This window comes from Kosakonia radicincitans DSM 16656, from assembly GCF_000280495.2.
In the GTDB taxonomy this organism is placed as follows: Bacteria; Pseudomonadota; Gammaproteobacteria; order Enterobacterales; family Enterobacteriaceae; genus Kosakonia; species Kosakonia radicincitans.
This window is the reverse complement of record NZ_CP018016.1, coordinates 1,166,068-1,191,042: the sequence shown is the minus strand read 5'-3', so window position 1 is coordinate 1,191,042 and position 24,975 is coordinate 1,166,068. Positions and strand designations below refer to the sequence as shown.

Genomic DNA, 24,975 nt, shown 5'->3' with positions numbered 1-24,975 from the left:
GCCCGGAATTCAGATATTTGGCCAGGTAACAGAACAAAAGCCCCGATGGGGCTGTTGTTTAATGGGCGGCAAGTTCACGAAAGAAATCGGGATTTGCCTGAATTGTTGCCAGTACCTTGGCTGCCAGGCCTGTCGGGTTACGCCGTTTGGATTCCCAACTTTTAATGGTATCAACGCTGGTTCCCAGCGCTTTCGCCATCTCACTTTGTGAAACGTTGAGTTGCTCTCTAATCGCTTTTACATCAACTATTTCATAGCGGGTGACATTTGCCGACGCTTTAACCCCATTTTTGATGTCTACCGCCTCTTCCAGAGAGGCTTTTAGTTCGTCAAAAAAATGCATGTCACACCTCATTTTTCAGTAATTTCGTCAGTTTTTTCAATTCACTCTTTTCCACATCAGTCAGGTTATCTTTGATGTTTTTCGGATAAGCCATAATCAAATAGATAACCTCTTTGGTCGCCAAAAAGTAAATGACTCTGGCGCTACCGCTTTTCCCCAGCGAACCCGTAGCCATTCTGATTTTTCGCCGCTCACCTCTTTTCGGTATAAAGCTGACTTTTGTGCGACTAATTAAACGCCACGCCCTTTGTGGGCTGCTGCAATTTCCCGGGCGGCTGCAACGAACCGCAGCTGTTGGGCTGTGGAGCGTTTTCCATCACGCCGCGGACAAACTTCAGTTCATCGGCAAAAGCGACGTTGACGGTGCCGTTATGGGTAATGCCGGGATAGGTTTTCCACTCCACCGCATTACCGCCGGCGCACAGCGCGGCCACTGCGGCATATTGGTGGTGCGGCGATAAGGTGTGATCGGCGAGCCCCGTGGCGGCAAATAGCGGCGCCGGGAAGGCTTTGACCGGCATATCGGTTACCGGCAACAGCGCATTAGTGACCTGCGCGGAACCGCCGATAAATGCCGCACTGCCGTCGAGTTTTTCGTGGCGCTCATAGCGGCCCAGCTCGCTCATACAGGCGGTTTTCGCCAATGCCAGCAACTTCGCACCCTTTTCTGTTACCCACTTTTCAGCGGGCGGCGCGCCATCCGGCAACGAGCCGCCAATCAATCGTAACATCGTAAAGCGTGATGGATCGCGATTGCCCGGACGCGCATTGCCGGGTTTCACTGGCCCATCCGGAAACGTTGCCACCACCCCCGTGGCAAGGGTGGCGCGCAGTTTCAATTCCGGGGCGTAATCCGGCGCAATCAGGCTGGCGCCAAGCGACGCGCCCGATCCCTGCGACTGGCCGCTGATCACCAGGTTATTCGCGAGCTGCTGCGGATAGGCCTGTAACGCCGCGCGTAAGCTGTCGAGCACCGAACGTCCTTCCGCTTCCCAGTTCATATACGGATGCGGCCCCGGCCCACCGAGCCCCTGATAATCGGTGGCGACAACCGCAAAACCCTGCTGGAGCCACTGGTTAATATAGTGCGCATCCCGTGCTGTCGGGTTAGTCCACGACGGCGCACAGCTATCGGCAACGCCCAGCGTACCGTGCGCCCAGGCGAGAACCGGCCAGCCTCCGGCCGGTGGATTGCCTTTCGGGAACCAAAGCGCACCGCTGACCGGCACAATTCCGGCGTTCCAGCGTTTATCGCGCGAGGTATACAGAATGCGTTGCGACTTGCTGGCTGCGGTGATTTCCGGCTGTGCGGGAAGCGGCTCTTCGCGCAGCATCATGCCGGGGTTCGCAGGTAAAGAACCGTCCCAGATATAAAAAGGTGAAAGCGATTGATCGCCTGCCGCAGGCCCGACGGGCAAGGCATTACTCCAGGCGCTCGCGCCATGAACCCAGACGCTGACAGCGCAGAGCGCATATTTCAAAACCTTCACATTCTTCTCCGGAAACATCGCCACACATAACCCTCAGTAAACGAAGGTGTTGAAGAGAATTCAAACCAAAAATGTTAAGGATTTATTCAGTGCTTGAATTCTTTCGCTCTTTACTTTAGATTTATCTAAATTTAGAAAAAACTAAACAACCATGACCAAACCCGATATCCCGTTACTTCAGAAACAGGCTGAGCAGGCATCCGGCTTACTGAAAGCGATGAGCAACCCGCACCGGCTGCTGATCCTCTGCATGCTGTGCGACGCGCCGGGCACCTCTGCGGGTGAACTGAGCGCCATTACTGGCCTTAGCCCTTCAGCGACATCGCAACATCTGGCGCGGATGAAAGAGGAAGGTCTGGTTGAAAGCCTGCGCCAGGCGCAGAGGGTCAACTACTTCATTAAAGATGAAGCGGTTGGCAAAATTATCAGCACACTCAAGGGGCTCTACTGCCCGCAGGAGTAACTATGTCTTATACCCGGATCTCCGCGGCTGACGCCCGCGCACAACAAGCGGCAGGCGCACTGCTTATCGATATTCGCCAGCCTGATGAATTTCGCCGCGAGCACCTGCCTGGCGCCGTCTCATTGCCGCTGGAAGCATTGCTGAACGGTGCGCCAATTACTACCGACTCGCCCACACAAACAGTGATTTTTCACTGCCAGTCCGGCAGACGTACGCAGGAGAATGCCGATGCGCTGGTACGTGTCGCAGGGCAAGCGCCGGTGGCCATTCTCGAAAGCGGGCTAAATGGCTGGAAGCAGGCGCACCTGCCAACGGTGGAAGATAAACGCCAGCCGCGTCCGCTGATGCAGCAGGTGCAAATGGTGGCGGGCAGCCTGATCCTGCTCGGCGTGATACTCGGTTACGCGGCGCATCCGGGCTTTTTCCTGCTCTCCGGTTTTGTCGGCGCAGGCCTGCTGTTCGCCGGAGTCAGCGGCTGGTGCGGCATGGCGCTGCTGCTGGCGAAAATGCCATGGAACAAAGTGTGAAAATATGTGCATTTATCTGCCGATGAGGTGACCGCAACCGCCGTCGGCCAGCGCCACGGCAAACCGGTGGTGCTCACCGTTGAAGCGGGGCGGATGCACGCGCAAGGCTTTGTTTTCTATCAGGCCGATAACGGCGTGTGGTTGACGGAAAGCGTACCGGTTGCGTTTATCCGCCAATAACAGCTTGTCTGGCGTTTCTCCTCTGGGTCAAATGAGTGATATATTTCAGAGCGTCAATCCAAGGAGACGCCATGGCGGAATTTGATTCACTCGCACAGGAACTGCTGGCGCAGGCAGAGACTGAACAACAGCGACAGCAGGAACGCGACCGGGCATTACTCGATCAGGTGCTTGAAATCTACGGACAAAAGTACGTGGCCGAGCAGCTGAAAAAGGCAGGTAAAGCGGAATGGAGCCGTGAATCGCTCAACCGTTGGATAAACGGTAAAGGCAGCGCCAAAACGCTGACCGCCGCCGAAGAAGCGCAACTGCGTGCGCTGCTCCCCTCGCCCTCCGCTCATCACCCCAACTATCGTTTCCGTTTTATCGATCTCTTTGCCGGAATTGGCGGTATTCGCAGCGGGTTTGAAGCTATCGGCGGGCAGTGCGTATTTACCAGTGAATGGAACAAAAACGCGGTGCGCACCTATAAAGCCAACTGGTACAACGATAAGTCCACGCACACCTTTAATCAGGATATCCGCGAAGTGACGCTGAGCGGCAATCCTGCCGTCTCTGAAGCCCAGGCTTACGCCCATATCAAACAGCAGATCCCCGAGCACGACGTGCTGCTGGCGGGCTTTCCCTGTCAGCCTTTTAGCCTCGCCGGGGTAAGTAAAAAGAATGCGCTCGGTCGCGCCCACGGTTTTGAGTGCGAAGCGCAGGGAACGCTGTTTTTCGACGTTGCGCGCATTATCAAAGCCCGCCGTCCGGCTATCTTCGTGCTGGAGAACGTCAAAAACCTCAAAAGCCACGACAAAGGCAAAACCTTCAGCGTGATCATGAATACGCTGGATGAACTGGGCTATGACGTGGCCGATGCCGATGCTTCCGGCAAAGACGATCCGAAAATCATTGATGGCCGCCACTTTTTACCGCAGCACCGCGAACGCATTGTGCTGGTTGGTTTTCGCCGCGATTTACACCTCAATGAAGGTTTTACCCTGCGCGATATCGACCGCTTTTACCCCACGCAGCGCCCGACCTTCGGCCAACTGCTCGACCCGACGGTCGACAGCAAATATGTGCTGTCGCCAAAGCTCTGGGAGTACCTCTATCGCTATGCGCAAAAACATGCGGCAAAAGGGAATGGCTTCGGTTTCGGGCTGGTGGATCCCACCAATGCCGCAAGCGTGGCCCGCACGCTGTCGGCGCGCTATCACAAAGACGGTTCAGAGATCCTTGTCGATCGTGGCTGGGATAAAGCGCTGGGTGAAGCCGATTTCGGCAATGCAGAGAACCAGGCGCGCCGCCCGCGTCGCCTGACGCCGCGCGAATGCGCGCGTCTGATGGGTTTTGAAAAAGTCGGCGAACAGCCGTTTCGCATCCCGGTTTCCGACACGCAGGCTTACCGCCAGTTTGGCAACTCGGTGGTGGTGCCGGTATTCGCCGCCGTGGCGAAATTGCTGGAGCCGCGTATTGCGCTGGCAGTAAAAAAACACCGCAACAACCTGTAACGCACTTCCCGGCATGTGATATGCCGGGCACTTATTTAAGTCTTATTTAAGTGTTTAAAAAGCGATCATAAAGTTAACTTTGGCCAGGCCGATATTAACAGAGCAATCCCGACTCTCTCACGGACTATGGCCATGCTCAAAAATATACGGGTTATTACCGGCATCATTATTGCTCTTTCGGTATTTTGTCTTCTCCAGTTGGTCACCGGGGGACTTTTCTACTCTGCAGTCAATAATGACAGGCTGAACTTCCAGAACACCGGGGTTCTTAACGCACAGCAAGAAAACTTAGGCGACAGCGTTAACACGCTGATCAAAACACGCGTCACCGTTACACGCGTGGCGATTCGCTTTTTGAAAAACCAACGCGATCCGGCCTCCCTTGCCAGCATCGATAAACTCCTCACCACGGCAACCGACTCACTCGGCAAAGCAGAAGGTTATTTTAATAACTACAAAAACACGCCGCGCGTGGCGGGCCAGGACAGTGCATTAGCCGACGAAGTTTCGCAAAACATCAGCAAAATGCATGACGTTTTGCAGCAGTCGATCACCTTCCTGCGGGCCAATAATTACGAGGCTTACGGTAACCTGGATGCGCAACAGGCGCAGGATGATATGGATGCCAGTTATACGAAGTGGCGGGCGGAAAACAACACCTTCCTGCAAGCGGCGGCACAGCAAAACCAGAACAGCTTTACCAGTATGCAATGGACGCTGGGCGTAATTTTGCTGGTAGTGATTGCCGTAATGGTCATGATCTGGCTGGGTCTGCAACACCTGCTGCTGCGGCCGCTGCACAGCATTATGGGACATATTCGCGCCATTGCCGGAGGCGATCTGACACAATCGATCGCTGCCGAAGGCCGCAACGAGATGAGCCAACTGGCAACCGGCCTGCATGAGATGCAATCAGCGCTGGTGCAAACCGTCAGCGCGGTGCGTAACAGTTCTGATTCGATCTACACCGGCGCCAGCGAGATCTCCACCGGCAACAACGATCTCTCCTCCCGTACCGAGCAGCAGGCGGCTTCGTTGGAAGAGACCGCGGCCAGCATGGAGCAACTCACCGCTACCGTGAAGCAGAACACCGATAACGCCCGCCAGGCATCGCTGCTGGCGAAAAACGCCTCCGATACGGCGGCTCGCGGAGGCGAAGTGGTCAGCAATGTGGTGCGTACCATGAGCGAAATTTCCGATAGCTCCCAACAAATCGCACATATCACCAGTGTGATTGACGGTATCGCCTTCCAGACCAATATTCTGGCGCTGAACGCTGCGGTGGAAGCCGCCCGCGCAGGCGAACAGGGACGCGGCTTTGCCGTGGTGGCCGGTGAGGTACGTACGCTGGCAAGCCGCAGCGCACAGGCAGCAAAAGAGATTAAGACGCTGATTGAAAACTCGGTGAACCGCGTAAACTCTGGTACCACGCTGGTTGCCGAAGCGGGCGATACCATGAAAGAGATCGTCAACGCGGTGACGCGCGTGACCGACATTATGGGTGAAATCGCCTCCGCTTCCGATGAGCAGAGCAAAGGGATTGAGCAGGTGAGCCTTGCGGTATCGCAGATGGACAGCGTCACGCAGCAGAACGCCTCGCTGGTGCAGGAATCGGCGGCGGCTTCTGCGGCGCTGGAAGAGCAGGCCGAGCAGTTGCGTCAGGCAGTGGCGGTGTTCCGCGTGAATGGACACAGCACGCTGCTGAGCAAAAAATCCGGTACGCCAAAACCGACAGCGCTGCGCCCGGCCACGCCGACGGCAGCCTCCGGGGACAGCAACTGGGAAACGTTCTGATAACTTCGCAAAGGCGCGATACTTGTTATCGCGCCGCTGCGTTAATCGCGGGTCTGCACCCAGAAAGCGTGAATCAGGCCGGGAACGTAGCCCAACAGGGTGAGCAGGATATTGATAATAAATGCCCAGCCAAAGCCTTTGCCCAGCAGCACGCCGAGCGGCGGAAGAATAATCGTCAGGACAATGCGCCAGAAACCCATGTTGCCTCCCATGCAGAAAAAATTCAGGTAATTGAAATAAAAGACTTTCTCTTTAAGAATAGCCACTCTGCAATGTACCGCCACCTCCGTCGCGCGCTTTTACCCTCTTTTACGCTGTACCCCCTACGACCTCCAGGCTAAGGTTAGAGACACAACAAATGAGAAAGGAGGAAGGTATGTTTTCTGTCGGCGATATTGTGCAACCGCGCGTTGGCGGGCCAAAACTTAAAGTGCTTGAAGTTCATCAGGATCAAATCGTTGCAGTTCCCGTTCACGATGAGACGGCAGACAAAATTACGCTGAAAGCGGAAGATGTCTCGCCATATAAAGAAGACGGCGATTTCGGCGTCTGTTAATCCCTCAGCGGTGGGCGTTCCCCACCGCCCTGACTATTATTTTATGCAAAACATAAGCATAAATAATCACGCACAACATCAGAATTAAACTCCACAAAAACACCATTACCAGCATAAAAAATGCTGTTGTTTGTTTTATCTGCACGGCGGAAGCAGAGTACGCTAAAACGCGCCGCGTCTTCCCCTTCAGAGTGCTGCATTTATTCTCACATCATTCATAAGTTTTTGATATTGAATAAATTTAACAACCACTCCAGTTAAAATAATGAAATGAGCAGAAAACGCACAAACACAGAGCACTTTATCCAAAAAAGAAAAGAAAATAAAAATTTATCACTAGTTGTTAGTTTCAAACCAGATGGATACTCTATCCGCATTAATTCAGCCACTTCAAAACGCTAAAAGATCTGTTTATTCGCCTTTTCGTTGATTCTCAAGGAGCAGCACCATGTTCTCTTCGCAGTCTCGCCTGCGTCACGCCGCAGCAGACACCTTTGCGATGGTTGTCTATTGTTCGGTCGTGAACATGCTGATTGAAATATTTCTCTCCGGAATGAGCTTCGAACAGTCACTTTCATCGCGCCTGGTCGCCATCCCGGTAAACATTATTATTGCCTGGCCTTATGGTTTGTACCGCGATGCCTTTATGCGTTATGCACGCCGTATTAGCCCTTCCGGCTGGATGAAAAATCTGGCGGATGTGCTGGCATATGTCACCTTCCAGTCGCCGGTTTACGTGGCGATCCTCTGGTCGGTAGGTGCGGACTGGCATCAGATTGTCGCTGCGGTCAGTTCCAATATCGTGCTGTCGATGATGATGGGCGCCGTTTACGGCTACTTCCTCGATTACTGCCGCCGTCTGTTCCGGGTGAGCAGTTACCACCAGGCTAAAGCCTGATAGCGGATGGCAGGCAACGCCTGCCATCGTTTAGTGCTGTTCGCCAAATAATCCTTTCAGAAAACGTTCCAGCGCCACGCGCGAACTGAATCCGTGCGGAATGCCGTAATGCTCCTGGGAATCGCCGCCAAAATAGAGCGGGAAATTCTGGTAGTGATCGCACAACTTGATGTCCGAGGCGGGATCCGCGAGCGACGAACTGCGTTCTTTCAGCGTGGGGTGGATCACCAGCGCCGTACGGCCCATTCGCGCTTCGCGATTCACATAAACATAATTTTCACCGCGACGATAACCATAGGTTTTTGGCGTCGCCACATCCATTGTAAATCCCACGTTTTCCAGAACGCGTGCCACTTCATCGGGTCTTAAGTACATAGATTTTCCTCGTCATCTCTCTACAGCCTCGCCACCTTACATGACTAAGCATTGACCGTGATTCAGAAAATTCCACAAACGGGCGTGAAAGAGGTGATTGCCGTCAGGCCTTAAAAATTATGGTCTAAACTAAAATTCACATCAAAAACGAGGGAGGATCCTATGTTTAACAGACCGAATCGCCGTGATGTTGATGAAGGCGTCGAGGATATCAACAACGATGTCAGCCAATTAGCCGATAGTCTCGAAGAGGTACTTAAATCATGGGGCAGCGACGCCAAAGACGAAGCGGAAAGCGCACGTCGTAAAGCACAGGTGCTGTTAAAAGAGACCCGCGCACGTCTGCATGGCCGCAACCGTGTGCAACAAGCCGCGAGCGACGTTGTGAGCTGCGCAGATACCTTTGTGAAAGACAAACCCTGGTGCAGCGTTGGTGCTGCCGCCGCCATTGGTATTTTCGTCGGCGCGCTACTCAGTTTGCGTCGCTAAACCCGCTCTTTTCGCAAAAACCCCTGCCCGGTTAACTCGCGCAGGGGTTTTTATTTGCCGCCACATCGCTGTATGCCTGTGTAAAATGTGTACAAATCCCCCTTACCCATTGTGTCCATCCTTTGGGCAAAGCCTATGACAATTTCCTATATATTGTGTGGTTGCATCTTTATATAACTACATCTAGTATTCTTCTCAGTAGCACACACACTAACTGACGCGAACCTTCGCGCTGTTCTTCTATTTTAAACGGAAATACGAATTATGCGCATTACCATTTACACTCGAAATGATTGTGTTCAGTGCCACGCCACGAAACGCGCCATGGAAAGCCGTGGCCTGGCGTTCGAAATGGTGAACGTTGACCATGTGCCCGAAGCAGTCGATGAGCTTCGCGCGATGGGCTTTCGTCAGTTACCGGTGGTTGTCGCCGGGGAAACGCGCTGGTCCGGCTTTCGCCCGGATATGATCAACCGCCTGCACAGCGCTCCCAACGTGGCCAGCGCATGAGTACCCTTGTCTACTTCTCCAGCAGCTCCGAAAATACGCAGCGCTTTATTACGCGTCTTGGGCTGCCGGCGGTGCGTATTCCGCTCAATGAGCGGGAACGCCTCCAGGTAGACGAACCTTATATCCTTGTCGTGCCCAGTTATGGCGGCGGCGGAACAGCAGGCGCGGTTCCTCGCCAGGTGATCCGCTTTTTAAACGATCCGCACAACCGGTCGTTGATTCGCGGCGTGATCGCCTCCGGTAACCGGAATTTTGGCGAAGCGTACGGTCGCGCAGGCGATGTGGTCTCGCAAAAATGCGGCGTGCCGTATCTCTACCGTTTTGAGCTGATGGGTACGCAGCAGGACATCGACAATGTGCGTAAAGGAGTGAGCGAATTTTGGCAACGACAACCGCAGAGCGCGTGAAACACGAAACGCCGGATTACCATGCGCTGAATGCGATGCTGAATCTTTATGATAAAGATGGCCGCATTCAGTTTGATAAAGACCGTGAGGCGGTTGATGCCTTTATGGCGAATCACGTGCGCCCCAATACCGTCACCTTCAGCAGCCAGGATGAACGGCTGAACTGGCTGGTGAGCGAAGGTTATTACGATGCTACCGTGCTGTCGCGCTACGATCGTGCTTTCGTCGTCGATCTGATTGCACACGCGCACGCCAGTGGTTTTCGTTTTCAGACCTTCCTTGGCGCATGGAAGTTTTACACCAGCTACACGCTAAAAACCTTCGACGGCAAACGCTATCTTGAGCACTTTGAAGATCGCGCCAGCCTGGTCGCGCTGACGCTGGCGCAGGGCGACGAAGCGCTGGCGCGGCAGCTGGCGGAAGAGATCCTCTCTGGTCGTTTCCAGCCCGCGACGCCAACCTTCCTTAACTGCGGTAAACAGCAGCGCGGCGAACTGGTTTCCTGCTTCCTGCTGCGCATTGAAGACAATATGGAATCGATTGGCCGCGCGGTGAACTCGGCGTTGCAGCTTTCCAAACGTGGCGGCGGCGTGGCGTTTCTGCTCTCTAACCTGCGCGAAGCGGGCGCGCCGATTAAGCGTATTGAAAACCAGTCTTCCGGCGTGATCCCGGTAATGAAGATGCTGGAAGATGCCTTTTCCTACGCCAACCAGCTTGGCGCGCGTCAGGGCGCGGGCGCGGTTTATCTGCATGCGCATCACCCGGACATTCTGCGTTTCCTCGATACCAAACGTGAAAACGCCGACGAGAAGATCCGCATTAAAACCCTGTCGCTGGGCGTGGTGATCCCGGATGTCACCTTCCGGCTGGCCAAAGAGAACGCGCAAATGGCGCTGTTCTCGCCTTATGATGTCGAGCGCCTGTACGGCAAACCATTCGGCGATGTGGCGATTAGCGAGCTGTACGATGAACTGCTGGCCGACGATCGCGTGCGCAAAAGCTACATTAACGCCCGCGATTTCTTCCAGACACTGGCGGAGATCCAGTTTGAGTCCGGCTATCCGTACATTATGTTTGAAGACACGGTGAACCGCGCGAACCCGATTGCCGGGCGCATCAATATGAGCAACCTGTGCTCGGAGATTTTGCAGGTCAACAGCGCTTCGACGTTTGATGAAAACCTCGATTACGCCACGACCGGCCACGATATCTCCTGCAACCTGGGTTCGCTGAATATCGCGCACACCATGGATTCACCGAATTTTGGCCGCACGGTGGAAACCGCGATTCGCGGGCTGACGGCAGTGTCCGATATGAGCCATATCCGCTCTGTACCGTCTGTTGAGACCGGCAATGCCGCCTCGCACGCCATTGGCCTGGGCCAGATGAATCTGCACGGTTATCTGGCGCGCGAAGGTATTGCCTATGGCAGCCCGGAAGGGCTCGATTTCACCAACTTCTATTTCTACACCATCACCTGGCATGCGCTGCATACCTCGATGATGATCGCCCGCGAGCGCGGCCAGCATTTTGCCGGTTTCCCGGCATCGCGCTACGCCAGCGGCGAATACTTCAACCAGTACCTGGAAGGCAACTGGCAACCGAAAACGGAGAAAGTCCGTGCGCTGTTTGCCCGTTCCGGCATCACCCTCCCGACGCGCGAGATGTGGCAGCAACTGCGTGAAGATGTGATGCGTTACGGCATTTATAACCAGAACTTACAGGCGGTTCCGCCGACCGGCTCCATCTCGTACATCAACCATGCGACATCGAGTATTCACCCGATTGTGTCGAAAATTGAGATCCGCAAGGAAGGCAAAACCGGGCGCGTTTACTACCCGGCCCCGTTTATGACCAATGAAAACCTGGCGCTGTACGAAGATGCGTATGAGATTGGCCCGGAGAAGATCATTGATACCTACGCCGAAGCCACGCGCCATGTGGATCAAGGGCTGTCGCTGACGCTGTTCTTCAAAGACACCGCCACCACGCGCGATATCAACAAAGCGCAGATCTACGCCTGGAAAAAAGGCATCAAAACGCTGTACTACATTCGCCTGCGCCAGCTTGCGCTGGAAGGCACAGAGATCCAGGGCTGCGTGTCCTGCGCGTTATAAGGAGAAAAGGATGAGCCAATTAACACGTATCAGCGCGGTGAACTGGAACAAAATCCAGGACGATAAAGATCTGGAAGTGTGGAACCGGCTGACCAGCAATTTCTGGCTACCAGAAAAGGTGCCGCTGTCGAACGATATTCCCGCCTGGCAGACGTTAAGCCCGGCGGAGCAACAGCTTACCATCCGCGTTTTTACCGGTCTGACGCTGCTCGACACCATCCAGAATACCGTTGGCGCACCGGCGTTAATGAGCGACGCGCTGACGCCGCATGAAGAGGCGGTTTTGTCGAACGTCAGCTTTATGGAAGCGGTGCATGCCCGCTCCTACAGTTCGATTTTCTCCACGCTATGCCAGACCAAGGATGTCGATGCCGCGTATAGCTGGAGCGAAGAAAACCCGGCGTTGCAGCGCAAGGCGCAGATCGTCCTGCAACACTATCGCGCCGATGAGCCGCTGAAGAAGAAGATCGCCAGCGTTTTTCTGGAATCTTTCCTCTTCTATTCCGGTTTCTGGTTGCCGATGTACTGGTCAAGCCGCGGCAAACTGACCAACACGGCAGACCTGATTCGGCTGATCATTCGCGATGAAGCGGTACACGGTTACTACATTGGTTATAAGTACCAGAAAGGGCTGGAGAAAGTCAGCGCAGAAAAACGCGAGGAACTGAAGAATTTCGCGCTGGATCTGCTGATGGATCTCTACGATAACGAACTGCAATACACCGAAGATGTATACGCGCAGAGCGGCTGGGCCGAAGAGGTGAAAGCGTTCCTCTGCTATAACGCCAACAAAGCGCTGATGAACCTCGGTTATGAAGCGCTCTTCCCGGCGGAAATGGCGGACGTGAACCCGGCCATTCTTGCCGCGCTTTCGCCGAATGCCGACGAAAACCACGACTTTTTCTCCGGCTCTGGTTCCTCCTACGTGATGGGGAAAGCCGTCGAAACCGAAGACGAAGACTGGAATTTTTAACCACCTGCCCCTCTCCCTTTCCGGGAGAGGAATATTCCCGCTAATATTCTTTTTAAAAAACCCGCCTGTGAAAAAGGTTATTATTATTACGAGAATATCTGCGTATTTCTCCGGCATAATATTCAAACAGGCACTACACTGTAATTTCCTTGTCATTTTCACCTGAAGCGCTCCATTTCAGGTGCGATTTCGCGACGAATACGAAAAAATTATCATCCGCCGTCAGCCCTTATCTCATGGGAAATAGAGACGATTCGGCAAACGTCAAATTGTGCAGGCCCGGCAATTGAGGGTTGTCTCAGATTCTGAGTATGTTAGGGTATAGCCAGTCAATTATTCTCATCAGGTATTATATCGACACAATAAATAACAGGAACTCTTTTATTGCATGGCAATTAAATTAGAAGTGAAGAATCTCTATAAAATATTTGGCGAGCATCCGCAGCGGGCTTTCAAATATATTGAGAAAGGACTTTCAAAAGAAGCGATTCTGGAAAAAACGGGTCTGTCGCTTGGCGTTAAAGACGCCAGTCTGGCCATTGAAGAAGGCGAGATATTTGTCATCATGGGGTTATCCGGTTCGGGTAAATCCACTATGGTACGCCTTCTCAATCGCCTGATTGAACCCACCCGCGGACAGGTGCTGATTGATGGTGTGGATATCGCCAGAATATCAGACGCCGAGTTACGCGAGGTGCGCAGGAAAAAAATTGCGATGGTCTTCCAGTCGTTTGCGTTAATGCCCCATATGACGGTGCTGGATAATACCGCATTTGGTATGGAATTAGCGGGAACTGCTCCACAGGCGCGACAGGAAAAAGCGCTCGACGCCCTGCGTCAGGTCGGACTGGAAAATTATGCACACGCGTATCCGGATGAACTCTCCGGCGGTATGCGCCAGCGTGTTGGTCTGGCGCGCGCATTAGCCATTAATCCGGACATTCTATTAATGGATGAAGCCTTCTCGGCGCTCGATCCATTAATTCGTACGGAAATGCAGGATGAGCTGGTAAAACTGCAAGCGAAACATCAGCGCACCATCGTGTTTATTTCCCACGATCTGGATGAAGCCATGCGTATTGGCGACCGGATTGCCATTATGCAAAATGGCGAAGTGGTACAGGTCGGTACGCCGGATGAAATATTGAATAATCCGGCCAATGATTATGTGCGCACCTTCTTCCGCGGTGTGGATATTAGCCAGGTGTTTAGCGCGAAAGATATTGCGCGTCGAACACCGGTGGGTTTGATCCGTAAAACGCCTGGTTTCGGCCCGCGATCGGCGCTGAAACTGTTGCAGGATGAAGACCGTGAATACGGTTATGTGATTGAACGCGGCAATAAATTTGTCGGCATTGTCTCCATCGACTCCCTGAAAGCGGCGCTCAGCCAGAACCAGGGCATCGAGGCGGCGTTAATTGACTCCCCGCTTGCGGTGGAGGCGGAAACGCCGCTCAGCGAGTTGCTCTCCCATGTCGGACAGGCGCCCTGCGCCGTGCCAGTCGTCGGTGAAGAACAACAGTACGTGGGCATCATCTCGAAACGGATGCTGCTACAGGCTTTAGATCGCGAGGGGGCAAACAATGGCTGATCAAAATAACCCGTGGGATAGCGCGCCAGCGACCGATAGCGCGGCGCAGTCCGCAGATGCCTGGGGCGGCGGTTCTGCCACGCCCACCGACGGCAGCGGCGCCGACTGGCTGCACAGCGCGCCAGCACCCGCGCCGGAACATTTCAATATTATGGATCCGTTCCATAAAACGCTGATCCCGCTGGATAGCTGGGTAACACAGGGGATCGACTGGGTAGTAATGCATTTCCGCCCGGTATTCCAGGGGATCCGTATCCCTATCGACTATATCCTGAGCACTTTCCAGCAACTGCTGCTGGGGATGCCCGCGCCGGTTGCGATCATCGTGTTCTCGCTGATCGCCTGGCAGATGAGCAGCGCCGGAATGGGGATTGCCACGCTGGTATCGCTGATTGCCATTGGCGCGATTGGCGCCTGGTCGCAGGCGATGGTCACGCTGGCGCTGGTGCTGACCGCGCTGCTGTTCTGCGTGGTGATCGGTTTGCCGCTGGGGATCTGGCTGGCGCGTAGCCCACGGGCGTCGAAAATCATTCGCCCGCTGCTGGATGCCATGCAGACCACGCCGGCGTTTGTTTACCTGGTGCCGATTGTGATGCTGTTTGGTATCGGCAACGTGCCGGGCGTGGTGGTAACGATTATCTTCGCCCTGCCGCCGGTGGTGCGTCTGACGATCCTCGGTATTAATCAGGTTCCGGCGGATTTGATTGAAGCTTCACGCTCATTTGGCGCCAGCCCGCGTCAGATGTTGTTCAAAGTACAGTTACCACTGGCCATGCCTACCATTATGGCGGGAATTAACCAGACGCTGATGCTTGCCCTCTCCATGGTAGTGATCGCCTCGATGATCGCCGTTGGCGGGCTTGGCCAGATGGTACTGCGCGGTATTGGCCGCCTCGATATGGGGCTGGCGACCGTCGGCGGCGTTGGGATTGTGATCCTCGCCATCATTCTCGACCGCCTGACGCAGGCTGTCGGCCGCGATTCCCGCAGCCGTGGAAATCGTCGCTGGTATCAAACCGGCCCGCTGGGTCTGCTGACCCGTCCATTCGCCAAATAAACCGGTTTCCCGGCGCTCAGCGCCGGGCCAACACGTCCCACCTGAACAATAAGGAACAACGATGCGACATAGCGTACTTTTTGCCACAGCGTTTGCCACCCTTGTCTCTACCAGCACATTTGCTGCAGACCTGCCCGGCAAAGGCATCACCGTACATCCCTTCCAGAGCACCATTTCTGAAGAAACCTTCCAGACGCTGCTGGTCAGCCGCGGGCTGGAAAAACTCGGTTATACGGTGAATAAACCGAGCGAAGTGGATTACAACGTCGGTTACACCTCTCTTGCCGCTGGCGACGTCACCTTTACCGCCGTCAACTGGCAGCCGCTGCATGACGATATGTATGCCGCTGCGGGCGGTGACAGCAAGTTTTACCGTTCCGGGGTGTTTGTCACCGGCGCGGCGCAGGGTTACCTGATCGATAAGAAAACCGCCGAGCAGTACCACATTAAAAGCATCGATCAGCTTAAAGATCCGAAAATCGCCAAACTGTTCGACACCAATGGTGACGGCAAAGCCGATCTGACCGGCTGCACGCCCGGCTGGGGCTGTGAAGCGGTGATTAATCACCAGATCGACGCTTACGGCCTGAGCAACACCGTGGTGCATAATCAGGGCAACTATGCGGCGATGATGGCGGACACCATTACCCGCTTCAAAGAAGGTAAACCGGTGCTTTATTACACCTGGACGCCGTACTGGGTAAGCGATGTGCTGAAACCGGGTAAAGATGTGGTCTGGTTGCAGGTACCGTTCTCTTCCCTGCCGGGCAAGCAGAAAGATATCGACACCAAACTGCCGAACGGCATGAACTATGGCTTCCCGGTGAACACCATGCACATTGTCGCCAACAAAGCCTGGGCAGAGAAAAACCCGGCAGCGGCGAAATTGTTCTCGGTGATGAAGCTGCCTATCGCCGACATCAATGCGCAGAATGCGATGATGCATGACGGCAAAGCCTCTGAAGCGGATATTCAGGGTCATGTTGACGGCTGGATCAAAGCCCACCAGCAGCAGTTTGACGGCTGGGTAAAAGAAGCGCTGGCCGCGCAGAAGTAATCCCTCCTGATAAAGCGCCATTCGGTTTATGCCGGATGGCGCTTTCGCTTATCCGCCCTGCGCGCGATATACCGCCAGAGACACAAATTCAGGCACCACCCGAAGGCCCGATAAGGCTGTACTGCCATCCGGCAATTAAATCTCCCCCGCGCTAACTGCACAGATAACAACACGCCCTCTCAAGTAATTGACTATGATAGGTTTCTGAAAAAACCATTACTGATTACGCATTCCTATGACACAAGCAAACCACGGCCTTAGCCCGGCGCTGATTGCGCTGATGTCCGTCGCCACGGGCCTTGCGGTCGCCAGCAATTACTATGCGCAACCGCTGCTCGACACCATCGCTCATGCCTTTTCGCTGTCGCCTAATCAGGCGGGCTTTATTGTCACCGCCGCCCAACTTGGCTATGCCGCTGGCCTGCTTTTTCTGGTGCCGCTCGGCGATATGTTTGAGCGGCGCACGCTCATTGTAGTGATGACGCTGCTGTCGGCGGGCGGCATGTTGATTACCGCCAGTAGTTCGTCGCTGAGCTTCATGATCCTCGGCACCGCACTGACCGGGCTATTTTCCGTCGTCGCGCAAATCCTCGTGCCGCTGGCCGCAACATTAGCCACGCCGGATAAACGCGGCAAAGTGGTCGGCACCATCATGAGCGGGTTGCTGCTGGGGATTTTACTGGCGCGCACCGTTGCCGGGTTGCTCGCCAGTCTCGGCGGCTGGCGCACTGTGTATTGGGTCGCCAGCGTGCTCATGGTGCTGATGGCGCTGGCGCTATGGCGTGGTCTGCCGAAGCTCAAACAGGAAACGCACCTCAATTATCCGCAACTACTCGGCTCTGTTTTTACGTTATTCGCCGGTGATAAAGTGCTGCGCACCCGCGCCCTGCTCGGCTGCCTGAGCTTCGCCAACTTCAGTATTCTGTGGACGTCGATGGCGTTCCTGCTGGCCTCGCCGCCGTTCAACTTCTCCGAAGCGGTCATCGGTTTGTTCGGTCTGGTCGGTGCGGCGGGCGCATTAGGCGCACGTCAGGCCGGTGGTCTGGCGGATCGCGGTAAATCGCACCTCACCACCACGGGCGGTCTGCTCTTGCTGCTGCTTTCATGGCTGGCCATTTGGCTCGGTCACAGCTCGGTTATCGCGCTGATTATTGGCATCATCGTGCTGGATCTTACCGTGCAGGGCGTGCATATCACCAACCAGACGGTGATTTACCGTATCAAACCGGATGCGCGTAACCGCCTGACCGCCGGTTATATGACCAGCTACTTTATTGGCGGCGCGGCGGGTTCGTTGATCTCTGCCTCCGCCTGGCAGCATGCGGGCTGGACGGGCGTCTGTGCGGCGGGCAGTACGCTGGCGCTGCTGAATCTGCTGGTCTGGTGGCGAGGATTTCACCGCCAGCAAGTGGCGAGGTAAGCAAGCGCTCACATTTACATCATTCCACTAAAAACCGGGTGTTAACGAGTCCCTCAGTCTGTTAAGGTTATAGGACTTGTTTATCCCGGTTATATTAACGTGGGTGATATATAACAAACACTATGGATAGTTCAGCAATACCTCCAGACGCCGAGCCAGTGAGAGTAGCCACGCTACAGGAAGGCATCAAAGACAGTCTTCCCATCGTTTTAAGCTACATCCCCGTTGCATTTGCCTTTGGCATGAATGCCAGCAAGCTCGGTTTTTCTCCTCTCGAAAGCCTCTTTTTTTCCTGCATTATCTACGCGGGCGCCAGCCAGTTTGTGATCACCACCCTGCTTGCTGCGGGCAGCACCTTATGGGTTGCCGCGCTGACCGTTATGGCGATGGATGTTCGTCATGTGCTGTATGGCCCGTCGTTACGCAACCGTATTCTGCAACCGCTTAAAAATCCGAAAACCGCGATCTGGGCCTTTGGCCTGACGGACGAAGTATTTGCCGCCGCGACCACCAAACTGGTGCGCGATAACCGTCGCTGGAGCGAAAACTGGATGATCGGCATCGCGTTATTCTCATGGCTCTCCTGGGTCGCGGGAACGGTGCTGGGCGCATTTTCCGGCAGCGGCCTGCTGGAGGGGTATCCGGCGGTTGAATCGGCGTTAGGTTTTATGTTACCCGCCCTGTTTATGAGCTTCCTGCTGGCATCATTCCAGCGTCGCCAGACGCCGAGCGTCACCGCCGCGCTGCTTGGCGCGCTGGCCGGTTTAACGCTGTTCTCTATCCCTGCGGCAATCCTCGCCGGGATCGGTTCTGGCTGCGTTGCCGCGCTGGTACAGGCGTTTTATCAGGGTGTTCCCGATGAGGCATGAAATTTTACTGCTCGGTCTGCTGGTGGGCGGCGTTAATTTTTTATTTCGCTATCTTCCTCTGCGCGTTCGCGTCGGGCGGCCAAATCCGACAAAACGCGGGGTTGCCGGCATCCTGCTTGACACCATCGGCATCGCCTCTATTTGTTCATTGCTGGTGGTGTCATGCGTACCAGAGATTATTCATGACGGCCGCCGCCTGTTACCAACGCTGATTGGCTTCGCGGTACTGGGCCTGAGTTTCTGGAAAACTCGCAGCATTATTCTCCCCACGCTACTGAGCGCACTTGCGTACGGAATCGCATGGAAACTGCTGACGGATGCATAGATGAGGCAAATTTATTAGCAGCAATAATACATTTACTTTATTTGTCACTGTCGTTACTATATCGACTGCAATTAATGAGGTCATACACAAATGGATAGTTCGTTTACGCCCATAGAGCAAATGCTTAAGTTTCGCGCCAGCCGCTATGAGGATTTTCCGTTTCAGGAGATTTTGCTCACCCGTCTTTGCATGCACATGCAGGGTAAGCTGCTGGAAAACCGCAACAAAATGCTGAAAGCGCAGGGTATTAACGAGACGTTGTTTATGGCATTGATCACGCTGGAGTCGCAGGAAAACCACAGCATTCAGCCGTCTGAATTGAGCAGCGCGCTGGGTTCTTCACGTACCAATGCCACACGTATCGCCGATGAACTGGAAAAACGCGGCTGGATCGAGCGTCGCGAAAGCGATAACGATCGCCGCTGCCTGCATCTGCAACTGACCGATAAAGGTCACGAATTCCTGCGTCAGGTTCTGCCCCCGCAGCACAACTGCCTGCATCAACTGTGGTCTTCCCTGAGCGAAGCGGAGAAAGACCAGCTTGAGCAGATCACACGCAAGTTACTTACGCGTCTCGACCAGATGGACGAAGACGACGTCATTCTTGAGGCGCTGCGCTAACGCGACAAGCCGCTCGAATATCCAGGATATAAGAATATAAGGGCCAGCCTGATGCTGGCCTTTCTAACGGAAGGTCGGCTGTGCCGACATCAAAAAATAAGATCGTGGAGAAAAGCATGAGCGCAAATGCGGAGAGTCAAACCCCGCAGCAACCGGTCAAAAAGAAAGGCAAACGTAAAGGCGCCCTTCTGATGCTGACCTTGCTCTTTGTTGTTATTGCCGTTGCGTATGGGATTTATTGGTTTTTGGTACTGCGTCATTATGAAGAAACCGATGATGCTTACGTAGCAGGGAACCAGGTGCAAATCATGGCGCAGGTATCCGGCAGCGTGACGAAAGTCTGGGCTGACAATACCGATTTTGTAAAACAGGGAGATGTACTGGTTACGCTGGATGCCACCGATGCGCAGCAGGCGTTTGAAAAAGCGCAGACCGGTCTGGCAAGTAGCGTTCGTCAAACCCGCCAGTCGATGATCAACAGCAAGCAGTTGCTGGCGAGCATCGAAGTGAAAAAAACCGCCCTCGCCCAGGCGCAGAGTGATTTAAACCGTCGTATTCCACTCGGTACTGCCAATTTGATTGGCCGCGAAGAGCTGCAACACGCCCGTGATGCCGTGACCAGCGCGCAGGCCGATCTGGATGTTGCTATTCAGCAATACAACGCCAACCAGGCGATCGTGCTTGATACGCCGCTGGAAGATCAACCGGCCGTTAAGCAAGCGGCCACCGAAGTCCGCAATAGCTGGCTGGCGCTGCAACGTACGAAAATCGTCAGCCCAATCACCGGCTACGTTTCGCGTCGCGCGGTACAGCCTGGCGCGCAAATCAGCCCAACCACCGCATTAATGGCTGTCGTTCCGGCCACCAATTTGTGGGTGGACGCTAACTTCAAAGAGACACAGCTTGCGCATATGCGTATTGGTCAGACGGCAACTGTAGTCAGCGACATCTATGGCGATGAAGTAACCTACAACGGGAAAGTGGTCGGACTCGATATGGGCACCGGCAGCGCGTTCTCACTGTTGCCTGCGCAAAACGCGACCGGTAACTGGATCAAAGTGGTTCAGCGTCTGCCGGTACGTATTGAGCTGGATGCCAAACAACTTGCCGCTCATCCGCTGCGTATCGGTCTCTCTACGCTGGTGAAGGTCGATACCGCCGATCGTGAAGGTCAGGTACTGGCAAGCCAGGTGCGTAGCAGCCCGGCGTATGAAAGCAACGCCCGGGAGATTAGCCTTGAGCCGGTCAACACGCTGATCGAAAACATCGTGAAAGCCAACGCCGGTTAATCTGAGGTGAGTGCAATGCAACAGAAACCGCTGGAAGGCGCGCAACTGGTCATTATGACCATTGCGCTGTCGCTTGCGACCTTCATGCAGGTGCTGGACTCCACCATCGCTAACGTGGCGATTCCCACGATCGCTGGCAACCTTGGCTCGTCACTGAGCCAGGGGACATGGGTGATCACCTCTTTCGGGGTAGCAAACGCCATCTCGATCCCGATCACCGGCTGGCTGGCAAAGCGTGTCGGGGAGGTAAAGCTGTTCCTGTGGTCAACGGTGGCCTTCGCTATCGCCTCCTGGGCGTGTGGCGTCTCCAACAGCCTGACGATGCTGATCTTCTTCCGCGTGATCCAGGGGATTGTCGCCGGGCCGTTGATCCCGCTCTCCCAGAGTTTGTTGCTGAGCAACTACCCGCCCGCTAAACGCTCCGTCGCGCTGGCGCTGTGGTCAATGACGGTGATCGTCGCGCCGATTTGCGGGCCGATCCTTGGCGGTTATATCAGCGATAACTACCACTGGGGCTGGATCTTCTTTATCAACGTGCCGATCGGCGCGCTGGTGGTGTTGCTGACGCTGCAAAGCCTGCGCGGCCGTGAGACGCGAACCGAACAGCGACGCATTGACGGTATTGGTCTGGCGCTGCTGATTATCGGTATCGGCAGTTTGCAGGTAATGCTCGATCAGGGCAAAGAGCTGGACTGGTTTAACTCGACGGAGATCATCGTGCTGACGATTGTCGCCGTGGTGTCGATCAGCTTCCTGGTGGTCTGGGAGTTGACCGATGAAAACCCGATAGTCGATCTGTCGCTGTTTAAGTCGCGTAACTTTACCATCGGCTGCCTCTGTATCAGCCTTGCTTATATGCTCTACTTCGGCGCGATTGTTCTGCTGCCGCAGCTATTGCAGGAAGTCTATGGCTATACGGCAACGTGGGCGGGCCTGGCCTCCGCGCCTGTCGGGGTGATTCCGGTGCTGCTGTCGCCAATTATTGGCCGCTTCGCCCATAAGCTGGATATGCGCCGTCTGGTGACCTTCAGCTTTATTATGTATGCGGTGTGCTTCTACTGGCGTGCGTATACTTTCGAACCGGGAATGGACTTCGGCGCTTCTGCGTGGCCGCAGTTTATTCAGGGTTTCGCCGTGGCCTGTTTCTTTATGCCGCTCACTACCATTACGCTCTCCGGCCTGCCGCCTGAGCGACTGGCGGCGGCGTCCAGCCTGTCGAACTTCACCCGTACGCTGGCCGGTTCGATTGGGACATCGATCACCACCACGTTGTGGACTAACCGGGAATCGCTGCACCACGCGCAGCTCACCGAGTCGGTCACCCCGTACAACCCCAATGCGCAGGAGATGTATAACCAACTGCAAGGCATGGGGATGTCGCAACAGCAGGCGTCCGGCTGGATAGCGCAGCAGATCACTAACCAGGGGCTGATCATTTCCGCCAATGAGATTTTCTGGTTCTCGGCGGGCATATTCCTGATCCTGCTCAGCCTGGTGTGGTTTGCCAAACCCCCTTTCGGCGCCGGTGGCGGCGGAGGCGGCGCGCACTGATTTTTACCGCTCCTTGTCCAGAACGCGACAGTGGTTGTCAGTTCCGATAAAGCAGCGCTCCTGAAATCGCTTCACGATGGTGAAAAGACAACAGGAGCGCATTACATGCTGAAAAACCCCGCAGAAAAATATTCCCCGTTTATCCCTTTCGCCCTGCCCGATCGCCGCTGGCCGGAACAGCGCATTACCCATGCGCCGCGCTGGCTTTCCACCGATCTGCGCGACGGTAACCAGGCGCTGGCGGAACCGATGGACAGCGCACGCAAGCTGCAATTCTGGGAACTGCTGCTGGCATGCGGCTTTAAAGAGATTGAGGTAGCTTTCCCTTCGGCCTCGCAAACGGATTTCAACTTTGTTCGCCAGTTGATTGAAGAGCAGCGCATTCCCGATGATGTGACGATTCAGGTATTAACCCAGGCGCGGGAGGATTTAATTCACCGAACCTTTGCTTCGCTGCACGGAGCCAGACAGGCGACAATTCATTTGTACAACGCCACGGCACCGCTGTTTCGCCGCCTGGTATTTGGCATGGAGAAAGCGCAAATTGTCGAGCTGGCGACGCGCTCCACGCAGCTGATTCGCCGGCTGTGCGAAGAGAATCCGCAAACACGCTGGCAGTATGAATACTCGCCGGAGACGTTTTGCTTTACCGAAGCCGATTTCGCGCTGGAGATTTGCGAAGCGGTGGCCGATGTCTGGCAACCATGCGCCGAACGCCCGATGATCATTAACCTGCCGGCGACCGTTGAAGTCAGTACGCCGAATGTTTATGCCGATCAGATTGAACATTTCTGCCGCCACTTCAGCCGCCGTAGCGACGTGTGCATTAGTGTGCATCCGCATAACGATCGCGGTACCGGCGTTGCGTGCGCAGAACTGGCGGTGATGGCCGGAGCCGATCGCGTTGAAGGCTGTCTGTTTGGTAACGGTGAGCGTACCGGTAATGTCTGTCTGGTAACACTGGCGATGAATCTCTACAGCCAGGGGATCAGCCCGCAACTCGATTTCAGCGATATGCAGCGCGTGGTGGAAGTGGTGGAAAGCTGTAACCAACTGCCGGTACACCCGCGTCATCCGTGGGCTGGCAGCCTGGCCTATACTGCGTTTTCCGGCTCACACCAGGATGCGATCAAAAAAGGGTTCGATGCCCGTAAAGCGGGCAGCCGCTGGGAGATGCCCTACCTGCCGGTCGATCCGCAGGATATTGGCTGTAGTTATGAAGCGGTGATCCGTGTGAACAGCCAGTCCGGAAAAAGCGGTAGCGCCTGGCTGATTGAACAGAACCATGGCCTGAAACTGCCACGCGCCCTGCAACAGGATTTTAGCCAGCATGTGCAGCAGGAGACGGATAAACACGGCAAAGAGATGACGCAAAATGCGCTGTGGCAACTGTTCCGCAATCGCTACGGTCTTATACCTTCGCCGCCGCTGGCGCTGCAACGCTATCGCAGCGACAGCCAGCAGGATGGTCAGTTGCGCCTGACGGCGACGGTCATGCGGGAAGGTAAAACGCGCGAGCTGACCGGCAGCGGCAATGGCTTACTTTCGGCGGCGGCCAGCGCCATCACGCCATGGCTGGGCACACCGTTTGTCATCAAGGATTACCACGAGCATACGCTTGGCGCGCGCAGCGACAGCCGTTCAGTGGCGTATATTCGCTGCCTGTACCAGGATGGCAGCAGCCGCTGGGGTGTGGGGATTGATAATGATGTCGCGCGCGCCTCATTACAGGCGTTGCTGAACGCGGTGGGCTAAAGAGAAGGTTCGCGGAAGTAATCGCTGGGTGAGACGCCCATCACCCGGCGGAACATCGCCGTAAAAGCGCTGTGGCTGCCGTATCCCAGATCCAGCGCCACGCGCAGTACCGACTGCCCTTGCGCCAGGCGCAACAGCGCCGCCAATAAACGGGCGCGTCGCACCCATTCGCCGTAACTTAGCCCCGTTTGCTGCTGAAAATGCCGGTTCAGCGTGCGCTCGCTCATGTTCGTCAGGCTGGCTGACTGCGCGCTGCTCCAGCTTACTCCCGGTTCGGCGCGGATCTGTTCGCAGAGCTGGCGCAACGCTGCGCTTTGCGGCTCCGGCAGGTGAAATGGCAACACCGGCATGGCGCGGATTTCATCCAGAATCAGTTCATAGATGCGTTCATCACGGCTGCCGGGCGCATACTCCTGGGCCAGATCGAAAGCGGCGACGATGAGTTCGCGCAGCAGCGGCGTGATCTGCACGATTTGGCAGGACGCAGGCAGATCGGCGCGGGCCAGCGGATCGATAAACAGCGTGCGGGCTGCGACGCTACCGGTAATGCGGATAGCATGCTGTGTTCCGGCGGGTAACCACACGCCGCGACCAGGCGGAACGACCCAGCACCCGGCAGCGGTATCCACGCGTACCACGCCGCTCAGGCTATGCAATAGCTGCGCGCAGTCGTGCTGATGCCACGGTTCGCTGTCGCCGTGCTGATAATCATGGGCGAAGGGATGAAGAGGGCGGTGCGTAAAGGAGAAGGTTAAAGTGGTCGTCATCGGGTTGCCGCTGGTGGCGAGAGAGCAGGCCCGGTAAGCTAGCTACCGGGCGCTA

26 protein-coding genes and 2 pseudogenes are annotated in these 24,975 nt (G+C 55.3%); 22 read left to right on the top strand and 6 right to left on the bottom strand.

The genetic code is table 11. The annotated features are described in order from the left end of the window. Positions 1–58 precede the first annotated feature (58 nt). From nadS to Y71_RS05955, 3 genes and pseudogenes are all read right to left on the bottom strand, one after another. Positions 59–343, bottom strand: a complete 285-nt coding sequence (nadS, locus tag Y71_RS05965; RefSeq protein ID WP_007370595.1) for a NadS family protein — start codon at positions 341–343, stop codon at positions 59–61. A gap of 1 nt (position 344) precedes the next feature. After that, positions 345–539: pseudogene (locus tag Y71_RS05960) on the bottom strand (type II toxin-antitoxin system RelE/ParE family toxin); the annotation flags it as partial. 31 nt (positions 540–570) lie between these two features. Next, positions 571–1,833: a lipase family protein gene (locus tag Y71_RS05955; RefSeq protein WP_035942098.1), complete on the bottom strand. Its 1,263-nt coding sequence runs from the start codon at positions 1,831–1,833 to the stop codon at positions 571–573. A gap of 151 nt (positions 1,834–1,984) precedes the next feature. Between Y71_RS05955 and Y71_RS05950 the strand changes: the two genes are divergently transcribed. From Y71_RS05950 to tcp, 5 genes and pseudogenes are all read left to right on the top strand, one after another. Further along, positions 1,985–2,296 carry an ArsR/SmtB family transcription factor gene (locus tag Y71_RS05950; RefSeq protein ID WP_007370592.1) on the top strand — a complete coding sequence of 104 codons (312 nt, stop codon included), beginning with the start codon at positions 1,985–1,987 and terminating at the stop codon, positions 2,294–2,296. Between the two features lie 2 nt (positions 2,297–2,298). Next, positions 2,299–2,823 (top strand): rhodanese family protein, encoded by a 525-nt coding sequence (locus Y71_RS05945; protein ID WP_007370591.1) that lies wholly within the window; start codon positions 2,299–2,301, stop codon positions 2,821–2,823. Beyond that, positions 2,824–3,003: pseudogene (locus Y71_RS05940) on the top strand (RNA 2'-phosphotransferase); the annotation flags it as partial. Positions 3,004–3,074: 71 nt separating this feature from the next. Next, positions 3,075–4,499: a DNA cytosine methyltransferase gene (locus Y71_RS05935; RefSeq protein ID WP_007370589.1), complete on the top strand. Its 1,425-nt coding sequence runs from the start codon at positions 3,075–3,077 to the stop codon at positions 4,497–4,499. A 132-nt stretch (positions 4,500–4,631) separates the two neighbouring features. Next, the gene (tcp, locus tag Y71_RS05930) at positions 4,632–6,293 is read left to right on the top strand and encodes a methyl-accepting chemotaxis citrate transducer (protein WP_007370588.1); all 1,662 of its coding nucleotides are present in this window, start codon (positions 4,632–4,634) and stop codon (positions 6,291–6,293) included. 41 nt (positions 6,294–6,334) lie between these two features. On the opposite strand, the gene Y71_RS05925 is transcribed toward tcp, so the two are convergent. Then, on the bottom strand, positions 6,335–6,493 hold the full coding sequence (locus tag Y71_RS05925) for a YqaE/Pmp3 family membrane protein (RefSeq protein ID WP_035890145.1): 159 nt from the start codon (positions 6,491–6,493) through the stop codon (positions 6,335–6,337). 176 nt (positions 6,494–6,669) lie between these two features. Between Y71_RS05925 and Y71_RS05920 the strand changes: the two genes are divergently transcribed. Continuing rightward, complete coding sequence (locus Y71_RS05920; RefSeq protein ID WP_007370586.1) at positions 6,670–6,849, top strand: YodC family protein; 180 nt, start codon at positions 6,670–6,672, stop codon at positions 6,847–6,849. A 448-nt stretch (positions 6,850–7,297) separates the two neighbouring features. Continuing rightward, a complete protein-coding gene (alaE, locus tag Y71_RS05915; protein ID WP_007370584.1) occupies positions 7,298–7,747 on the top strand; it encodes an L-alanine exporter AlaE in 450 nt (149 codons plus the stop codon). Between the two features lie 30 nt (positions 7,748–7,777). Here alaE and Y71_RS05910 read toward each other — a convergent pair whose 3' ends face one another. Then, a complete protein-coding gene (locus Y71_RS05910; RefSeq protein ID WP_007370583.1) occupies positions 7,778–8,122 on the bottom strand; it encodes a DUF2002 family protein in 345 nt (114 codons plus the stop codon). Between the two features lie 162 nt (positions 8,123–8,284). Here Y71_RS05910 and Y71_RS05905 point away from each other — a divergent pair, with 162 nt between their 5' ends. The 15 genes from Y71_RS05905 to leuA all read left to right on the top strand — a co-directional run bounded on the left by Y71_RS05905 (position 8,285) and on the right by leuA (position 24,153). Continuing rightward, positions 8,285–8,611 carry an ElaB/YgaM/YqjD family protein gene (locus Y71_RS05905; protein WP_007370582.1) on the top strand — a complete coding sequence of 109 codons (327 nt, stop codon included), beginning with the start codon at positions 8,285–8,287 and terminating at the stop codon, positions 8,609–8,611. A gap of 264 nt (positions 8,612–8,875) precedes the next feature. Beyond that, positions 8,876–9,121, top strand: coding sequence for a glutaredoxin-like protein NrdH (nrdH, locus tag Y71_RS05900; RefSeq protein WP_007370581.1), 246 nt, complete (start codon positions 8,876–8,878; stop codon positions 9,119–9,121). Further along, complete coding sequence (nrdI, locus tag Y71_RS05895) at positions 9,118–9,528, top strand: class Ib ribonucleoside-diphosphate reductase assembly flavoprotein NrdI (protein ID WP_007370580.1); 411 nt, start codon at positions 9,118–9,120, stop codon at positions 9,526–9,528. Before nrdH ends, nrdI begins: the two co-directional genes overlap by 4 nt. After that, positions 9,501–11,645, top strand: a complete 2,145-nt coding sequence (nrdE, locus tag Y71_RS05890; protein WP_007370579.1) for a class 1b ribonucleoside-diphosphate reductase subunit alpha — start codon at positions 9,501–9,503, stop codon at positions 11,643–11,645. The genes nrdI and nrdE overlap by 28 nt, the downstream gene beginning before the upstream one ends. A gap of 10 nt (positions 11,646–11,655) precedes the next feature. Further along, entirely contained in the window at positions 11,656–12,618 is a 963-nt protein-coding gene (nrdF, locus tag Y71_RS05885) for a class 1b ribonucleoside-diphosphate reductase subunit beta (RefSeq protein ID WP_007370578.1), read from the top strand. Positions 12,619–13,006: 388 nt separating this feature from the next. Further along, on the top strand, positions 13,007–14,209 hold the full coding sequence (proV, locus tag Y71_RS05880) for a glycine betaine/L-proline ABC transporter ATP-binding protein ProV (RefSeq protein WP_007370577.1): 1,203 nt from the start codon (positions 13,007–13,009) through the stop codon (positions 14,207–14,209). Further along, positions 14,202–15,266 (top strand): glycine betaine/L-proline ABC transporter permease ProW, encoded by a 1,065-nt coding sequence (proW, locus tag Y71_RS05875; protein WP_007370576.1) that lies wholly within the window; start codon positions 14,202–14,204, stop codon positions 15,264–15,266. Before proV ends, proW begins: the two co-directional genes overlap by 8 nt. A gap of 61 nt (positions 15,267–15,327) precedes the next feature. Further along, entirely contained in the window at positions 15,328–16,323 is a 996-nt protein-coding gene (proX, locus tag Y71_RS05870) for a glycine betaine/L-proline ABC transporter substrate-binding protein ProX (RefSeq protein ID WP_007370575.1), read from the top strand. A gap of 235 nt (positions 16,324–16,558) precedes the next feature. Beyond that, positions 16,559–17,743 carry an MFS transporter gene (locus tag Y71_RS05865; RefSeq protein WP_007370574.1) on the top strand — a complete coding sequence of 395 codons (1,185 nt, stop codon included), beginning with the start codon at positions 16,559–16,561 and terminating at the stop codon, positions 17,741–17,743. Between the two features lie 122 nt (positions 17,744–17,865). Next, positions 17,866–18,612, top strand: coding sequence for an AzlC family ABC transporter permease (locus tag Y71_RS05860; protein ID WP_035942096.1), 747 nt, complete (start codon positions 17,866–17,868; stop codon positions 18,610–18,612). After that, positions 18,602–18,937, top strand: a complete 336-nt coding sequence (gene ygaH, locus Y71_RS05855) for an L-valine transporter subunit YgaH (RefSeq protein WP_035890139.1) — start codon at positions 18,602–18,604, stop codon at positions 18,935–18,937. The genes Y71_RS05860 and ygaH overlap by 11 nt, the downstream gene beginning before the upstream one ends. 90 nt (positions 18,938–19,027) lie before the next feature. Further along, complete coding sequence (gene mprA / locus Y71_RS05850) at positions 19,028–19,558, top strand: transcriptional repressor MprA (protein ID WP_007370571.1); 531 nt, start codon at positions 19,028–19,030, stop codon at positions 19,556–19,558. 116 nt (positions 19,559–19,674) lie between these two features. Then, the gene (emrA, locus tag Y71_RS05845; protein ID WP_007370570.1) at positions 19,675–20,847 is read left to right on the top strand and encodes a multidrug efflux MFS transporter periplasmic adaptor subunit EmrA; all 1,173 of its coding nucleotides are present in this window, start codon (positions 19,675–19,677) and stop codon (positions 20,845–20,847) included. Between the two features lie 15 nt (positions 20,848–20,862). Next, on the top strand, positions 20,863–22,398 hold the full coding sequence (emrB, locus tag Y71_RS05840; protein ID WP_007370569.1) for a multidrug efflux MFS transporter permease subunit EmrB: 1,536 nt from the start codon (positions 20,863–20,865) through the stop codon (positions 22,396–22,398). Positions 22,399–22,503: 105 nt separating this feature from the next. Beyond that, positions 22,504–24,153 (top strand): 2-isopropylmalate synthase, encoded by a 1,650-nt coding sequence (gene leuA / locus Y71_RS05835; RefSeq protein ID WP_007370568.1) that lies wholly within the window; start codon positions 22,504–22,506, stop codon positions 24,151–24,153. Here the strand turns inward: leuA and Y71_RS05830 are convergent. Then, positions 24,150–24,920 carry an AraC family transcriptional regulator gene (locus tag Y71_RS05830; RefSeq protein WP_007370567.1) on the bottom strand — a complete coding sequence of 257 codons (771 nt, stop codon included), beginning with the start codon at positions 24,918–24,920 and terminating at the stop codon, positions 24,150–24,152. The two genes, leuA and Y71_RS05830, sit on opposite strands and share 4 nt — an antisense overlap. Between the last annotated feature and the right edge of the window lie 55 nt (positions 24,921–24,975).

Coding starts and splice junctions, on each gene's coding strand:
- nadS (WP_007370595.1), bottom strand. CDS start 343: ATGCATTTTTTTGACGAACTAAAAGCCTCTCTGGAAGAGGCGGTAGAC.
- Y71_RS05950 (WP_007370592.1), top strand. CDS start 1,985: ATGACCAAACCCGATATCCCGTTACTTCAGAAACAGGCTGAGCAGGCA.
- Y71_RS05945 (WP_007370591.1), top strand. CDS start 2,299: ATGTCTTATACCCGGATCTCCGCGGCTGACGCCCGCGCACAACAAGCG.
- Y71_RS05935 (WP_007370589.1), top strand. CDS start 3,075: ATGGCGGAATTTGATTCACTCGCACAGGAACTGCTGGCGCAGGCAGAG.
- tcp (WP_007370588.1), top strand. CDS start 4,632: ATGCTCAAAAATATACGGGTTATTACCGGCATCATTATTGCTCTTTCG.
- Y71_RS05925 (WP_035890145.1), bottom strand. CDS start 6,493: ATGGGTTTCTGGCGCATTGTCCTGACGATTATTCTTCCGCCGCTCGGC.
- Y71_RS05920 (WP_007370586.1), top strand. CDS start 6,670: ATGTTTTCTGTCGGCGATATTGTGCAACCGCGCGTTGGCGGGCCAAAA.
- alaE (WP_007370584.1), top strand. CDS start 7,298: ATGTTCTCTTCGCAGTCTCGCCTGCGTCACGCCGCAGCAGACACCTTT.
- Y71_RS05910 (WP_007370583.1), bottom strand. CDS start 8,122: ATGTACTTAAGACCCGATGAAGTGGCACGCGTTCTGGAAAACGTGGGA.
- Y71_RS05905 (WP_007370582.1), top strand. CDS start 8,285: ATGTTTAACAGACCGAATCGCCGTGATGTTGATGAAGGCGTCGAGGAT.
- nrdH (WP_007370581.1), top strand. CDS start 8,876: ATGCGCATTACCATTTACACTCGAAATGATTGTGTTCAGTGCCACGCC.
- nrdI (WP_007370580.1), top strand. CDS start 9,118: ATGAGTACCCTTGTCTACTTCTCCAGCAGCTCCGAAAATACGCAGCGC.
- nrdF (WP_007370578.1), top strand. CDS start 11,656: ATGAGCCAATTAACACGTATCAGCGCGGTGAACTGGAACAAAATCCAG.
- proV (WP_007370577.1), top strand. CDS start 13,007: ATGGCAATTAAATTAGAAGTGAAGAATCTCTATAAAATATTTGGCGAG.
- proW (WP_007370576.1), top strand. CDS start 14,202: ATGGCTGATCAAAATAACCCGTGGGATAGCGCGCCAGCGACCGATAGC.
- proX (WP_007370575.1), top strand. CDS start 15,328: ATGCGACATAGCGTACTTTTTGCCACAGCGTTTGCCACCCTTGTCTCT.
- Y71_RS05865 (WP_007370574.1), top strand. CDS start 16,559: ATGACACAAGCAAACCACGGCCTTAGCCCGGCGCTGATTGCGCTGATG.
- Y71_RS05860 (WP_035942096.1), top strand. CDS start 17,866: ATGGATAGTTCAGCAATACCTCCAGACGCCGAGCCAGTGAGAGTAGCC.
- ygaH (WP_035890139.1), top strand. CDS start 18,602: ATGAGGCATGAAATTTTACTGCTCGGTCTGCTGGTGGGCGGCGTTAAT.
- mprA (WP_007370571.1), top strand. CDS start 19,028: ATGGATAGTTCGTTTACGCCCATAGAGCAAATGCTTAAGTTTCGCGCC.
- emrA (WP_007370570.1), top strand. CDS start 19,675: ATGAGCGCAAATGCGGAGAGTCAAACCCCGCAGCAACCGGTCAAAAAG.
- emrB (WP_007370569.1), top strand. CDS start 20,863: ATGCAACAGAAACCGCTGGAAGGCGCGCAACTGGTCATTATGACCATT.
- leuA (WP_007370568.1), top strand. CDS start 22,504: ATGCTGAAAAACCCCGCAGAAAAATATTCCCCGTTTATCCCTTTCGCC.
- Y71_RS05830 (WP_007370567.1), bottom strand. CDS start 24,920: ATGACGACCACTTTAACCTTCTCCTTTACGCACCGCCCTCTTCATCCC.